Origin of the sequence: Bradyrhizobium sp. 613_E4_N2_2 (assembly GCF_052075995.1) — a bacterium.
In the GTDB taxonomy this organism is placed as follows: Bacteria; Pseudomonadota; Alphaproteobacteria; order Rhizobiales; family Xanthobacteraceae; genus Bradyrhizobium; species Bradyrhizobium barranii.
This window is the reverse complement of sequence record NZ_CP197234.1, coordinates 321,130-334,027: the sequence shown is the minus strand read 5'-3', so window position 1 is coordinate 334,027 and position 12,898 is coordinate 321,130. Positions and strand designations below refer to the sequence as shown.

The following is a 12,898-nucleotide window of genomic DNA, read 5'->3' as shown; positions in this document are numbered from 1 at the left end:
ACTGGACTTGCCGGAATCACCCAAAGACCATTCCAAGACCACTTCTGCCAGCCCATATGGAAGGGGATATGACCGAGCAGCCGAACCGTCAGAAATTCGCCGGCGACGGCATCGCCGCACCCCTGCGGTACACCGTGTTCCGGCGCATCTGGCTCGCCAGCCTGCTCTCCAATCTTGGCCTCTTGATCCAGGGCGTGGGCGCGGCCTGGGCGATGACGCAGATGGCGGCCTCGGCCGACAAGGTGGCGCTGGTGCAGACCGCGCTGATGCTGCCGATCATGCTGATCTCGATGCCGGCCGGCGCCATCGCCGACATGTATGACCGGCGCATCGTGACCTTGATTTCGCTCGCGATCGCGCTGATCGGCGCGACTGCGCTGACGGTGCTGGCCTGGCTCAAGCTGATCACCCCGGAAACGCTGCTCGTCTTCTGCTTCGTGGTGGGCAGCGGCAATGCGCTGTTCGGGCCGGCGTGGCAATCCTCGGTCAGCGAGCAGGTGCCGCCCGAATCACTGCCGTCAGCCGTCGCACTGAACGGCATCAGCTACAATATTGCACGCAGCTTCGGTCCCGCGGTCGGCGGCGTCATCGTCGCCTCGCTCGGCGCGGTGGCCGCGTTTGCCTGCAACGCGATCCTCTATCTGCCGCTGCTGGTGGTGCTGCTGCTCTGGCGGCGCAATACCGAGCCCTCGCGCCTGCCGCGGGAGAAGCTCAACCGCGCGATGGTCTCGGGCTTCCGCTACATCACCAATTCGCCGCCGATCAAGATCGTGCTGTTGCGCACGCTGGTGATGGGCCTGATCGGCGGCGCCATCATGGCCCTGATGCCGCTGATCGCGCGCGACCTGCTGCATGGCGGCGCGCAGACCTACGGCATCATGCTGGGTGCCTTCGGCATGGGCGCCGTCGTCGGTGCGCTCAACATCCATGAATTGCGCAAGCGCATGAGCGGCGAGGCCGCGATCCGCGCCTGCACCATCTCGATGGCATTCGCGATGGCCGCGCTTGCCGTGAGCACGGAGCCGGTGTTGACAGCGGCGGCGCTTGTGCTCGCCGGTGCGGTCTGGATGGCGGCCGTCGCGCTGTTCAACATCGGCGTGCAGCTCTCGGCGCCGCGCTGGGTCGCGGGCCGTTCGCTCGCGGCGTTCCAGGCCTCGATATCCGGCGGCATCGCGATCGGCGCCTGGGGCTGGGGCCATCTCACCGATTATGCCGGCGTCGAGGTCGCGCTGCTGACGGCCGCCTGCCTGATGCTGATCTCGCCGGTGCTGGGCATTTGGCTGGCGATGCCGCGCGTCGGCGCCCGCAACGAGGACGCCGACGTGCTCGCCGATCCGGAAGTCAAACTGTCGCTCACAGCACGCAGCGGGCCGCTGGTCGTCGAGATCGAATATAGGGTGAGCCAAGAGAACGCGCGCGCCTTCCACAATGTGATGCAGGACGTGCAGCTCTCCCGGCAGCGCAACGGCGCCTATGGCTGGTCGATCGCGCGCGACATCGCCGACCCCGAATTGTGGACCGAGCGCTACCACTGTCCGACCTGGCTCGACTACTTGCGCCAGCGCAACCGCTCGACACAATCCGAACGCGCGTTGCATCAGCAGGCGATCGATTTCCACATCGGACCCGATCCGGTGCGGATCCGCCGCATGCTGGAGCGTCCGTTCGGCTCGGTGCGCTGGAAGGAGGAGACGCCGGATCGTGCCGGCGCCGAGGTGCTGCCGGTGGTCGCGAGCGCGGCGGGAAGTAGCACGTAGGTTCTCTCAGAACGTAGCCCGGATGGAGCGAAGCGCAATCCGGGACGATCTCACCGCACGGGCAGACGCCGGATTTCGCTCATCCGGGCTACGACGGCACGTCTTACTGCCCGTGATCCGTCAGCACCTTGTCGCAGGCTTTGCTGAGGCGGGTGCGGTTCTGCTTGAGGCAAGCGAGCACGGCGCCATCGCCATTGTTCATCACGGCACGGCAGAAGCGCGTCACATCGCGCGCGCAGGCATCGTGGCCGGGCTGCTGTTGCGCTGAGGCGCTCGATGCGCACAGAATCAAAGAAACAATGAAAAGAAATCTGGTCATCGCGTAATGCCTCTTACCCCAAGGAAGTGCGGGCGAAGCTAGTGCGACGATCCCGACGCCGCAACGGCTTTATTACCGAGCGGGACTGGCGCGCGTGGCCCCGGCCTGACGCCGGGAGCACATCGCGAGGGGAGCCAACAACGATTGCCGTTGCGCGTTGTCCTACTGCTTGTCCTGGGCGTCAGCGACCTTGCGTGAGGCGCCCTTTGCGAGGTCCTTGTCCATCACCGCGCGGCAGCCGGCGCTCAGGTCGGAACGATGCTTCATCATGCACGCCGTGATCTTCGGGATGTTGGGGATTTCCGAGGAGCACAGGCGGAAGGCATCGCCGGTGCACTGCTGCTGCGCCTCGGCCGAGAAGGCGAAGCTCGAGGTCGTCGCGACGATCGAGACGGTGGCGGCAAAGCCCAGAGCCAGGCTGGTGTCACGGATCCTACTCGTCAGCGATTCGGCAGAAGAAGATTTGGTCATTTGAAGCTCCCATGGGCGCCGCTGGAAGCGGGGCCCGTTGTTGATGGGAACTACGATGCTCCGGCAAAACAGTTTCCACTGTGATGACGGTCACGGGTGGCCCGCCCTATGTGACCTCCGTCACATGGCGCACCTCGCTGAAAATCCGGCGCAAACGCCGTCGTGTTGGTGTCACGTTAACTGTTCCTTCGCATTAATGGCTCGTCGCGCGGGAGATTCCGCCGGGTTGGTTGCGTAATTGGAAAGAATAGCGATGCGTAATGCGTTGGGCCTGATGCTGGCCAGTGTAGTTGCGGCGGTCGTGATCGCCGCCGGCGGTTGGTTTTATTATTCCGCGCGCGCCGATCAGGGCGCCCCCAAAACAACGGCCGCCCGTGCCGCCGATCAATTGCCGGCACAGGCGAAGCTCGCCGCCAAAGATGACGTCGAGACCACCGCGGCGATCGCGGCCAGGCCGACGGCGGTTGCTCAGGCAGCGGCGCCTGCGCCCGCTCCGATCGCGCCAGTGCAGCCGAAGCAGGCCTGCGCCAATCCGAACGCGCTGGGCGTTGCCCGCGTGGTCGAGATCGACACCACCGGCGGTCCCGGCTTCGGCTTCGATCATTTCAAGCAGTTCGACTTCCTCACCGACAAGGAGGTCGTGCTGACCTTCGACGACGGTCCCTGGCCGGTCAACACGCCCGCGGTGCTGAAGGCGCTCGCGGATGAATGCACCAAGGGCCTGTTCTTCTCGGTCGGCAAGCATGCGACCTATCATCCGGAAATCCTGCGCCAGGTTCTGGCCCAGGGCCACACGGTCGGCACGCACACCTGGTCGCACGTCAACCTGAACGGCAAGAAGATGACGGAGCAGCAGGCCAAGGACGAGGTCGAGAAGGGCATCAGCGCGGTGAAATACGCGCTCGGCACCAACCCGGCACCGTTCTTCCGCTTCCCGCAGCTCCAGCACAATCCGGCGATCGTGACCTATTTCAGCACCCGCAACGTCGCGATGTTCTCGACCGACATCGACTCCTTCGACTTCAGGAAGGGCGCCACGCCGGAGAAGATCATCGAGACGGTGATGACGAGGCTCGACAAGCTCGGCAAGGGCATCATCCTGATGCACGACTTCCAGAAGCACACCGGCGAAGCGATGCCGGCGCTGCTCGCGCGGCTGAAGGCTGGCGGCTACAAGGTCGTTCAGATGAAGGCCAAGGCAACGCTCCAGACGCTGCCGGAATATGACGAGGCGCTGCTGAAGGACCTGAAGGTGCCGACCTCGAGCGCGCGTCCGATAACGAGCGTGGTGCAGACGGTGTCGCAGTAAGGCCGACACGCTTCCTCAATACGCGCATGGCCGGGCTCTTGCCCGGCCATTTGCTTTTGTAGCGAGTCGCAGCCTTACCAGTAGATGCCGTGGCGGTGCAGCTCGCTGATGATGCGGCCTTCGGTCCAGCTGCGCTTGTGCTTCGGCTTGCCCGCCTTTGCGGTCTTCGTGGCGGGCTTGCTCGTCTCCGTCGGCGCTGAGGTCGTCGTTGTCGCGGTCACGGCAGGAGCCGTCGCCACGGCGGGAGCAGAGGCCGAGACTGCCGGCGGACGATCGACGTATTTCGGAGCTTCCGCGGCTGGCGCGACTTCGCTGATTTGCGTCGTCGGGGCGGTGGCCGTGGTGCCCTGCGGAGCGGCCGTCGCCGTGGCCTGCGACAGGCTGCGGTCGACAGCATGGGCAGATGCAGAAGCCAGGACCATGGCGGCAACCAGAATGATCTTGCGCATGTGAAATCTCCCCGTGTTTGCGTGACCGGAAGACTAGGGGAGATGTGATCTGCGCTATGTGACTGTCATCACGTAGACTGCGCGCTCGGTCTTGAACCCGCGATCAGCATTCGCGGCGATCGACCCGCAACGTCATGTCGCGTTTCGCGATTGTTTCCAAATGTTTCTGATTGTGGTAGACGCTCGACACGTATCACAAGGCGTGCCGAGTCCGCCCGTTATGACCTTCATCCAGCGAGTGAAGCGTAAGCTGCTGCCGCCGCGAGAGGTTGTCCAGGGGTACGAGAATCCGGAACTGGTCGAAACGATTTTCCTAAAGACAATCAACTACAGCCCGGACAGCGACTGGCCGCTGGTCGCGGGCATGAACACGGTTCTCGATTTCGGCGGAGGTGCTGGCCTGCATTACAAGGTGGCGCGCCGGCAATGCCCGGACATTCGATGGGCGGTGGTTGAGACGCCTGCAATGGTGCGGCGCGCCAAGGAGCTTGGCACCGATAGGCTGATGTTTTTCGAGCGCATCGACCAAGCCGCCGACTGGCTCGGCACTGTCGATCTCCTCCACTCGAATGGGGCCATACAGTACGTCCCGGATGCATTGGAAACCGTCAGAACGCTGTGCTCGGTTCGGCCGGCAATGTTGGCATGGTACCGCGTTCCGATCAGCGAAGAGACCCGGCGAGAGGTTCAGACCTCGTACCTGAGCGACAACGGTCCAGGATCGTCGCTCGCCTCCAGGGAGAAGCTCGTCAGATACGAGCGCAACTGGATCTCCGAGCAAGCATTCATCCAGGCTCATGAGGGATTTCGCATCACTGAGCGGAGCCCGGATCCCACCGAGCGCGGCACGCAACAATTCAGGTTCGCGCGCATCTAGCTTGCGACAATACGGGGGCGATGTGTTCGACAAGTTTGCAGACTGGTTACGTCAGACGGCCTTTTTCTCGACGGCTATCGACATCGCGCGCCAGACGTTACCGGAGCCCGCGCTGATCTGGTTGCGTACGCAGATGGTGCGCAATCTCCGTGGAACGCCTGGCGAAGTGTTCAGCGAGATCTATCGGCGTAACGTCTGGGGTTACAAGGAAACCGCTTCCGGCGGCGGATCCACGCTGCACAATACCCAAAGGGTGCGAGAAAGCCTTCCTGGTCTGGTTGGCGACCTCGGGATCCGTACCCTGCTCGATTTGCCTTGTGGTGATTTTCATTGGTTGTCGAAGATCGAACTTCCAATTTCTCGCTATATTGGAGGAGACATCGTTCCGGAACTGATTGCGCGAACGGGTGACCAATACAGTCGCCCAGATCGCACGTTCCTCCGGATCGATCTCTGCAACGATCCGCTCCCGGAAGCTGACCTGCTGCTCTGCCGCGATTGCTTCATTCATCTGTCCGAAGAGATGATTTTTCAAGCAATCGACAACATTCGTCGATCCAACATCAAGTATCTCCTGACGACGACTTACCCGGCTGGCCGAAATCGTGCGATCCGCACGGGTGATTTCTTCTCCATCGATCTGAGCGCTCCGCCCTACAACTTCCCGCCGCCGATCAAGGTGCTGGACGACTACGTCCCACCGTTCGACCGGCGGCAACTGGCGCTGTGGGAAATCGAAAGCCTGCGCAAAGTCTGAGGCGATGGCATGCCGTCTCGCGGCGAGGCTGCATCGGAGGACGAAACAACGGCGCGGAAAACAACGAAAAATCAGAGCGATAAATGGTGCCGCAAGAGGGATTCGAACCCCCGACCCCGTCATTACGAATGACGTGCTCTACCAACTGAGCTATTGCGGCGAACCCTACCGGGACCCGCGCAATGCAGGTCCCGATACGCGCGCTCCTGATATCGGGCATGGCCCGAATTGGCAAGGTGGAGCGGGCTTCGAAATGTGCCTCACGCGCCCCAGCGGGACCAGAATCCGCGCCAGCCGCCGGCCTGGGCCTTTGCATGGGTTCTGGGCGTGCCGATTTGTTCCGCAAATTCGTCGCTCGGACCCTCGTCGTCGATCCCGGGATCATCGGGGGCGCGGACGATCGGGATGACGGCCTGGATCGGGGCCGGCGCAGGCTTGCCGAGGTCGGCGCGGGTCCGGAACACCGGCGTTGCCGCCTCCGGCGATGATTCGGGCGCCTCAGGGGCGGGATTGACCGGCTCGGCGGCCGGCGCGACCGCAGGCTCTTCCTTGGCGGCCTCCCCGGTCGTCTCCTTGGCCTCAGGGGGCGAATTGTCCTGTGCGGCGGGGACCGGATCCGGCGCAGCCACGGGCGGTTCCACCGGGGCTTCGCTCGGGGCTGCCGTCACCCGCTTCGGCGGCGGGGCGGCCAGCATGGCTTCCTCGAAGGCCGAGGATTCGATCGTGGCGCCCTTGTCGGAGGGCAGGCTCGCGACCGGCGTTTGCCACTGGAAGGCATCGAGACGGCCGGTGACCGGCGAGACCGGACGCCAGCGGTCGCTGACATAGCCGTCCGCGGTCCAGGCCGGATCGTGGCGGGCGCGCACCGCGCGCAAGGTCCAGGCGCGGGCACGGCCGCCGTCGCCGTGCTCGGTGCGCTCGAGCTCGGCCATCAGCAGCGCGACGCGCTGGGTCGGATCGTTGACGTAAGGGGCCAGCACCGCGCGCGCACGCGCGAACTCGGAGGCGTCGATCGCGGCGCGCGCGATCGCGAGCTGGCCCTCGACATGGCCGGCCTTGTCGGCCGGCGTCTTGGCCGCCAGCGTCTCGACCCGCTGCAAGCGCTGCCGCGCGGAATCGCCGAGCTTCACATGCGCGTAGGCGTCGGCAAGATCCGGATGCGGATTGGCGAGCCACGCGGCCTCGACCAGCTTCATGGAGCGGCGCACCTGATGCGCTTCGCTCTCGAACTTGGCCGCGAGCACCGCGGCCGGCACCAGCGTCGGCGCGAGCTTGATCGCCTCCATCACGCTCTCGCGCGCCACGTCGCGGTCCATGGTTTCCAATTCCAGCGCGCGGGCCGTGAGCAGCACGCCGCGCTGGCGGCGATAGCCCGCCTTGTCGATCAGGCCGGCTGACAGATTCGAATCGAGGATCGCGAGCGCGCCGCTCCAGTCGCCGCGCGCGCAGCGGAAGCCGAGCACCGCGTGCGAGGCCCAGGTCGAGGACGGCGACAGCTTGATCGCCTCCTCCGCGATCATCACGGCGCCGACCGCATCGTCGGCGCGCTGCGCCTCGATGAACAGGCCGCGCAGGCCGAGCAGCCGGGTATCCTCGCGCTCGGCCATGACGCGGAAGACGCGCTGGGCCTCGTCGCGATTGCCTTCGAGCTGGGCCGACTGCGCGTGCAGCAGCAGTGCGAGCGGATCGTTCGCGGCCAGCCGCCGCGCGGTATCGGCGTGACGGCGGGCGAGGGCGGTATCGCCATGACCGATCGCGAGCAGGCCGTGGGTGATGGCATGGCGGCCGCGCGCATGGCGTTTCTCATGACGGCGGCGGCGCAGGCGTCCCGGCGCGCGCCAGATCATCGTCACGATGCTCCAGACCAGCACGACCGCCGCTGCAAAGACGCCGAGCAGAAACACGAACCTCGGAAGCGTCGTTGACGCGCGGAAACCGCCCGCGGTCAAGACGAGATCGCCGGGCTGATCGGCAACCCAGGCCGCGCCGGCCGCCGCCAGCGCGATCAGGACGAGGAAGAGGACGATGCGAAGCATGGCGATCCCTATTACGCGCTGATTATTGCGCGAACCTTTACTGAGCAGGCTTGACCAGATCGGGCTTGGCGAGATCCGCCATGGCATCGTCGGCGAATTTACGGGAGGCGCCGAGCGCGGCGTCGCGCGCGTCGGCCTTCTCGAGCCAGGCCTGTGCCGGTGCACGATCGGCCTCGGGCAGCGTCTTCAGCTCGCGCCGCGCTTCCGCGAAATCGTTGCGAAGCGCCGCCGCCGTCACCCGTGCGACGATGGCGCCGCGATCATTGCCGACGCCGTCGGTGCGCTCGATACGAACGAGTTTCGAGGCCCCCGCCTGGAGGCGCTCGACGATGCCGGCACCGGCGGCCGGGGCTTCCGCCGGCGGCGAGAGCTTGGGCACGATGTTGAGCAATTCGCGGCTCAGCGCGACCGGCGTCGGAATGCCTGACGACGCAAAGGTGTCGAGCGGCTTCAGCATATCGGGCTTGGCCGCGAGCGACCGCGCCGTGGCCAATTGCGATTCGTAGGGATCGCCATGCCGAACCGCGACGTCGAGCAGAGCCGCCGCCACGACATGGCGCAGCGGCTTGTCATTCGTCGCCTTGTTGTCGGCAATCTTCTCGCCCTGCTGTGCGAGCTCGGCGCGCTCCGTCTTGCTGGCACGCTCCAGCTGCGCAATGCGGTCGCTGAGCGCGGCAAGATCAGGCGCGGCAGCGCGCGGTGCCGATTTCACGTCGTTGGCGGTCTTGTCGGACTGTGCGCGCAGATTGGCGATGTCACTGCGCAAGGCACTTGCGGATTTCTCCAGTGCATCGATCCGCGCCACCACGGCCGGATCGGCGGCGGGCTTGCCCGCCTTGGCTTCGACCGCGGCGACACGTCCGCTGAGCGCGTCGACCGTCGCGCTCGTGACCTGCGGCGCGGCCGGCGGCGCCTCTACGGCGGGCCAGCCCAGCATCCAGCCGACGGCAATCACGATTGCGGCTGCGACCGCGCCGGAGAACGGCGCAATGACCCAGGGCGAAACCGGCGCCGACGCGGGAGCGGAAGCAACCGCGGCCTCCGCATGCGCGGGCTCCGGGTCAGGCCTGGCCTCTTCGGATTTGGACTCTTCGACCGTGGCCTGCTCTTGCGCGGCCTGCTCCGGCGTCGGCTGAACCTCCGGTTCGGCGGCCACCGTTGGCTGCGGCTGGGTCGAGATTTCGGTTGCCTCAAGGTCGATGGTGGGCGGGGTGCGCTTGGCACGGCCTGACTCGGGAGCCAATCCTGCGTCTTCAGGCTTGTCATCGGCCATCGTGACGGTTCCTCACACTCAAATGCCCTGAACGGACCCGATCGCGTCGGATTCGGCCCGACCTCTTACGCCAAACGGGTCCGCAAAGCACGCTCCAAGGTATCAAATAGGGCATTTTCGTCCGGCGTCGCGGCCCCCAGAACCTGCGACGCGCCGGCATCGCGCAGCACGCTGGCGACCGTCTCGGACAGGCAGCATTGCGGGATCGCCAGCGCCGAGATTTCGACGCCTTCGTCCCGTGCCGCATCCAGGAAGGCCCGCGCGCTGCGACGGGAGTAGTGCAGCACCGCCTCGATCCCATGCGCGGCAAAGCCATCGCAGACATCGCGCGGCAGGATCTTGACAGGAGTCATACGATAGGTGGTCTGCGTCACCACGCTGAAGCCCTCCGCGCCGAGCTCGCCGCCGAGATCGCGCGACAGATCCGCGCCCGCGAGATAGAGCAGCGTGCTTTTCTTCTTCAGCAGCTTGTCGCGCGCGCTCTGCATCACCTTGTCGCGCAAGGCCGCGGCGTCGCCGCCGGCGACGATCACCTCGGCGAAGCCGGCGTCGCGCGCCGCGGCAGCCGTGTGCTCCCCGACCGCAAACAGCGGCAGCTCCAGGAGGCCAAGATTCTTTAAGCCAAGATCTTGCAATTGCGGCGCGACGGCGCGGATCGCATTGGCCGACGTGACGATGATGGCGCCGTAGTCGGCCTCACTCTCGTCATGGAAGGCGACCGGCTCGAACTTGAGCATCGGTGCGAGCAGCACCACATGACCCCGCGCCCGCAAATTTTCCGCCGTCGCCTCATTGTCGGGATGCGGCCGTGTGACAAGAATGGACATCGCTTGTGTTCCCGAACCACGTGGCGGTGACGCATTCACGAAGGCGGCCGCGCGTGACGATTGCGCAAGTGGACCTCGGAATGCTACCGGACGTACCAGAACTCTGCTTTACGGATGAGCGCAAGGGCGCAAATTGGATAACAATTCGCCAATGCTGGTACTGGGCATCGAAACCACCTGCGACGAGACCGCCGCGGCCGTGATCGAGCGCGCGCCCGACGGCAGCGGCAAGATCCTGTCCAACATCGTGCGGTCCCAGATCGAGGAGCATGCCCGCTTCGGCGGCGTGGTGCCGGAGATCGCCGCGCGCGCGCATGTCGACGTCCTCGACGGCATCATCGACCGGGCCATGCACGAGGCCGGCATCGACTATGCGCAGCTCAACGGTGTCGCCGCCGCGGCGGGGCCGGGGCTGATCGGCGGCGTCATCGTCGGCCTCACCACCGCAAAGGCGATCGCGATGGTGCACGACACGCCGCTGGTCGCGGTCAACCACCTCGAGGCGCATGCACTGACGCCGCGCCTCACCGACGGAATTGAATTTCCCTACTGCCTGTTCCTCGCCTCGGGCGGGCATACCCAGATCGTCGCCGTCACCGGTGTCGGCCAATATGTGCGGCTCGGCACCACCGTCGATGACGCGATGGGCGAAGCCTTCGACAAGGTCGCGAAGATGCTGGGCCTGCCCTATCCGGGCGGGCCGCAGGTCGAACGCGCCGCGGCAAGCGGCGATGCCACGCGCTTCGCCTTCCCGCGCCCGATGCAGGGACGGCCCGATGCCAATTTCTCGCTGTCGGGATTGAAGACAGCGGTGCGCAACGAGGCGAGCCGGTTAACCGAGATCGCGCCGCAGGATATCAGCGATCTCTGCGCGAGTTTTCAAGCCGCCGTGCTCGACTCGACGGCGGACCGGTTGAGCGTCGGCCTGAGGCTTTTCCGCGAGCAGTTCGGCGCTCCGCATGCCCTCGTCGCCGCCGGTGGCGTCGCGGCCAATCAGGCGATCCGCGGCGCCCTGCATGACGTCGCGCGGCAGGCCGGGACGCAACTGATCATGCCGCCGCCCGCGCTCTGCACCGATAACGGCGCGATGATCGCCTGGGCCGGCGCCGAGCGCTTGGCGCTCGGCATGATCGACACGATGGAAGCCCAACCCCGCGCACGCTGGCTGCTCGATGCCAACGCCACGGCGCCGGCCGGTTACGGCAACACGCGGGCGGGATTCTAGCCATGACGGCGTTCCGGTCCGTCGCGGTGATTGGTGCGGGCGCATGGGGCACGGCGCTGGCGACGGTCGCGGCGCGCGCCGGACGGAACGTGACGCTCTGGGCGCGCAACAGCGAACATGCCGCGCGAATCGCCTCGACCCGCGACAATCCGCGGCTGCCCGGCGTGCGGCTGACGCCGGAGATCGTCGTGACGCACGAGCTTGCGGAGGCCGCGCGCGCTGACATGGTGCTGATCGCCACGCCCGCGCAGCATTTGCGCGGCGCAGTCAACATGCTGGCCTCGCATCTGGCAAGGCCGGTGCCGATCGTCGCCTGCGCCAAAGGCATCGAGCACGGCACTCATAAATTCATGACCGACGTCATCGCGGAAGCTGCACCTCACGCGCCGCCGGCGATCCTGTCGGGCCCGAGCTTTGCCGACGACGTCGCGCGCGGCTTGCCGACCGCGGTGACGCTGGCGGCGAAGGATGAAGCGCTGGCGAGCGCGCTGGTGCAGGCGCTCGGCTCGGCGACCTTCCGGCCCTATCACACGACAGATGTTCGCGGCGTCGAGATCGGTGGTGCGGCCAAGAACGTGTTGGCGATCGCGGTTGGCATCGCGGTCGGGCGCAAGCTCGGCGCCTCCGCCCAGGCCGCGCTGACGACCCGCGGCTTTGCCGAACTCACGCGCCTCGGCCGGGCCCTCGGCGCGCGCGGCGAGACGCTCACGGGCCTGTCCGGCCTCGGCGATCTGATCCTGACCTGCTCGAGCCCGCAATCGCGCAATCTCGCGCACGGCCTTGCGCTGGGCCGCGGCGAGCAGCCGCCCGCGGGCAAGCTCGCCGAAGGCGAGTTCACCGCACCTGTGTTGATCGAACTCGCAGCTTCGCACAACATCGAGATGCCGGTATCAGAAGCGGTCGCTTCGATCCTGAGCGGCCGGAGCACGATCGACGCCGCGATTTCGGGGCTGTTGACGCGCCCCTTCAAGGCAGAGGAATGACGTCTTTCTCGTCATGCCCGCGCTTGTCGCGGGCATCCACGTCTTGATATTGAATTGGTGGCAGAGACGTGGATGGCCGGGACAAGCCCGGCCATGACGAACGGATAGGACGCGCGATGAACTACTGGCTGGTGAAATCCGAACCGTCGGTGTGGTCCTGGGACCAGCAGGTGGCGAAGGGCGCCAAGGGCGAGGCCTGGACCGGCGTGCGCAATTACACCGCGCGCCAGAACCTCGTGAGCATGAAGAAGGGCGACAAGGCGTTCTTCTATCATTCCAACGAAGGCAAGGAGATCGTCGGCATCGCGGAGGTCATCAAGGAGGCCTATCCTGACCCGACCGACAAGACCGAAAAATTCGTCTGCGTCGACATCAAGGCCGACAAGCCCTTGAAGACGTCGGTGACGATGGCCGCGATCAAGGCGGACAAGAAGCTCGCTGACATGGCGCTGGTGAAATATTCGCGCCTGTCGGTGCAGCCGGTGACGGCGGAGGAGTGGAAGCTCGTCTGTAAGATGGGCGGGATGTAAGCGACTTCAACGGTAGGGTGGGCAAAGCGTAGCGTGCCCACCAATCGAAACCGCAGCTTGCCGTGAGATGGTGGGCACGGCGCGC

Annotated in this window: 13 protein-coding genes and 1 tRNA gene; 7 read left to right on the top strand and 7 right to left on the bottom strand. The window is 65.8% G+C overall.

Annotated features, from left to right (window positions below):
- Window positions 1–68 precede the first annotated feature (68 nt).
- Window positions 69–1,757 (top strand): MFS transporter, encoded by a 1,689-nt coding sequence (locus tag AB7290_RS01535; RefSeq protein ID WP_085403008.1) that lies wholly within the window; start codon window positions 69–71, stop codon window positions 1,755–1,757.
- A gap of 103 nt (window positions 1,758–1,860) precedes the next feature.
- Here the strand turns inward: AB7290_RS01535 and AB7290_RS01530 are convergent, their stop codons facing one another.
- Both AB7290_RS01530 and AB7290_RS01525 read right to left on the bottom strand, forming a co-directional pair.
- Window positions 1,861–2,076: a hypothetical protein gene (locus AB7290_RS01530; protein ID WP_063980334.1), complete on the bottom strand. Its 216-nt coding sequence runs from the start codon at window positions 2,074–2,076 to the stop codon at window positions 1,861–1,863.
- A gap of 162 nt (window positions 2,077–2,238) precedes the next feature.
- Window positions 2,239–2,547, bottom strand: coding sequence for a hypothetical protein (locus AB7290_RS01525; protein WP_085403010.1), 309 nt, complete (start codon window positions 2,545–2,547; stop codon window positions 2,239–2,241).
- A gap of 253 nt (window positions 2,548–2,800) precedes the next feature.
- On the opposite strand from AB7290_RS01525, the gene AB7290_RS01520 reads away from it, so the two are divergent.
- On the top strand, window positions 2,801–3,856 hold the full coding sequence (locus tag AB7290_RS01520; RefSeq protein WP_085403012.1) for a polysaccharide deacetylase family protein: 1,056 nt from the start codon (window positions 2,801–2,803) through the stop codon (window positions 3,854–3,856).
- 74 nt (window positions 3,857–3,930) lie between these two features.
- Here AB7290_RS01520 and AB7290_RS01515 read toward each other — a convergent pair whose 3' ends face one another.
- Window positions 3,931–4,305, bottom strand: a complete 375-nt coding sequence (locus AB7290_RS01515; RefSeq protein ID WP_085403014.1) for a hypothetical protein — start codon at window positions 4,303–4,305, stop codon at window positions 3,931–3,933.
- A gap of 220 nt (window positions 4,306–4,525) precedes the next feature.
- On the opposite strand from AB7290_RS01515, the gene AB7290_RS01510 reads away from it, so the two are divergent.
- A complete protein-coding gene (locus AB7290_RS01510; protein ID WP_144030807.1) occupies window positions 4,526–5,182 on the top strand; it encodes a hypothetical protein in 657 nt (218 codons plus the stop codon).
- Window positions 5,183–5,204: 22 nt separating this feature from the next.
- Window positions 5,205–5,939 carry a class I SAM-dependent methyltransferase gene (locus tag AB7290_RS01505; RefSeq protein ID WP_144030808.1) on the top strand — a complete coding sequence of 245 codons (735 nt, stop codon included), beginning with the start codon at window positions 5,205–5,207 and terminating at the stop codon, window positions 5,937–5,939.
- A gap of 84 nt (window positions 5,940–6,023) precedes the next feature.
- Here the strand turns inward: AB7290_RS01505 and AB7290_RS01500 are convergent.
- From AB7290_RS01500 to AB7290_RS01485, 4 genes are all read right to left on the bottom strand, one after another.
- Window positions 6,024–6,099 (bottom strand) — tRNA-Thr (locus AB7290_RS01500).
- Between the two features lie 100 nt (window positions 6,100–6,199).
- Entirely contained in the window at window positions 6,200–7,975 is a 1,776-nt protein-coding gene (locus tag AB7290_RS01495; protein ID WP_085403020.1) for a heme biosynthesis HemY N-terminal domain-containing protein, read from the bottom strand.
- 37 nt (window positions 7,976–8,012) lie between these two features.
- On the bottom strand, window positions 8,013–9,248 hold the full coding sequence (locus AB7290_RS01490; RefSeq protein WP_085403022.1) for a hypothetical protein: 1,236 nt from the start codon (window positions 9,246–9,248) through the stop codon (window positions 8,013–8,015).
- A gap of 65 nt (window positions 9,249–9,313) precedes the next feature.
- Complete coding sequence (locus AB7290_RS01485) at window positions 9,314–10,075, bottom strand: uroporphyrinogen-III synthase (RefSeq protein WP_071908721.1); 762 nt, start codon at window positions 10,073–10,075, stop codon at window positions 9,314–9,316.
- Window positions 10,076–10,226: 151 nt separating this feature from the next.
- Here AB7290_RS01485 and tsaD point away from each other — a divergent pair, with 151 nt between their 5' ends.
- From tsaD to AB7290_RS01470, 3 genes are all read left to right on the top strand, one after another.
- Complete coding sequence (tsaD, locus tag AB7290_RS01480) at window positions 10,227–11,300, top strand: tRNA (adenosine(37)-N6)-threonylcarbamoyltransferase complex transferase subunit TsaD (RefSeq protein WP_071908722.1); 1,074 nt, start codon at window positions 10,227–10,229, stop codon at window positions 11,298–11,300.
- 2 nt (window positions 11,301–11,302) lie between these two features.
- Window positions 11,303–12,283: an NAD(P)H-dependent glycerol-3-phosphate dehydrogenase gene (locus AB7290_RS01475; RefSeq protein WP_085403024.1), complete on the top strand. Its 981-nt coding sequence runs from the start codon at window positions 11,303–11,305 to the stop codon at window positions 12,281–12,283.
- A gap of 116 nt (window positions 12,284–12,399) precedes the next feature.
- A complete protein-coding gene (locus tag AB7290_RS01470) occupies window positions 12,400–12,813 on the top strand; it encodes an EVE domain-containing protein (RefSeq protein ID WP_071908724.1) in 414 nt (137 codons plus the stop codon).
- Window positions 12,814–12,898 lie beyond the last annotated feature (85 nt).

What these genes read in the sequence shown, in the direction of transcription:
- AB7290_RS01535 (WP_085403008.1), top strand. Translation starts at nt 69, where the DNA reads ATGACCGAGCAGCCGAACCGTCAGAAATTCGCCGGCGACGGCATCGCC.
- AB7290_RS01530 (WP_063980334.1), bottom strand. Translation starts at nt 2,076, where the DNA reads ATGACCAGATTTCTTTTCATTGTTTCTTTGATTCTGTGCGCATCGAGC.
- AB7290_RS01525 (WP_085403010.1), bottom strand. Translation starts at nt 2,547, where the DNA reads ATGACCAAATCTTCTTCTGCCGAATCGCTGACGAGTAGGATCCGTGAC.
- AB7290_RS01520 (WP_085403012.1), top strand. Translation starts at nt 2,801, where the DNA reads ATGCGTAATGCGTTGGGCCTGATGCTGGCCAGTGTAGTTGCGGCGGTC.
- AB7290_RS01515 (WP_085403014.1), bottom strand. Translation starts at nt 4,305, where the DNA reads ATGCGCAAGATCATTCTGGTTGCCGCCATGGTCCTGGCTTCTGCATCT.
- AB7290_RS01510 (WP_144030807.1), top strand. Translation starts at nt 4,526, where the DNA reads ATGACCTTCATCCAGCGAGTGAAGCGTAAGCTGCTGCCGCCGCGAGAG.
- AB7290_RS01495 (WP_085403020.1), bottom strand. Translation starts at nt 7,975, where the DNA reads ATGCTTCGCATCGTCCTCTTCCTCGTCCTGATCGCGCTGGCGGCGGCC.
- AB7290_RS01490 (WP_085403022.1), bottom strand. Translation starts at nt 9,248, where the DNA reads ATGGCCGATGACAAGCCTGAAGACGCAGGATTGGCTCCCGAGTCAGGC.
- AB7290_RS01485 (WP_071908721.1), bottom strand. Translation starts at nt 10,075, where the DNA reads ATGTCCATTCTTGTCACACGGCCGCATCCCGACAATGAGGCGACGGCG.
- tsaD (WP_071908722.1), top strand. Translation starts at nt 10,227, where the DNA reads ATGCTGGTACTGGGCATCGAAACCACCTGCGACGAGACCGCCGCGGCC.
- AB7290_RS01475 (WP_085403024.1), top strand. Translation starts at nt 11,303, where the DNA reads ATGACGGCGTTCCGGTCCGTCGCGGTGATTGGTGCGGGCGCATGGGGC.
- AB7290_RS01470 (WP_071908724.1), top strand. Translation starts at nt 12,400, where the DNA reads ATGAACTACTGGCTGGTGAAATCCGAACCGTCGGTGTGGTCCTGGGAC.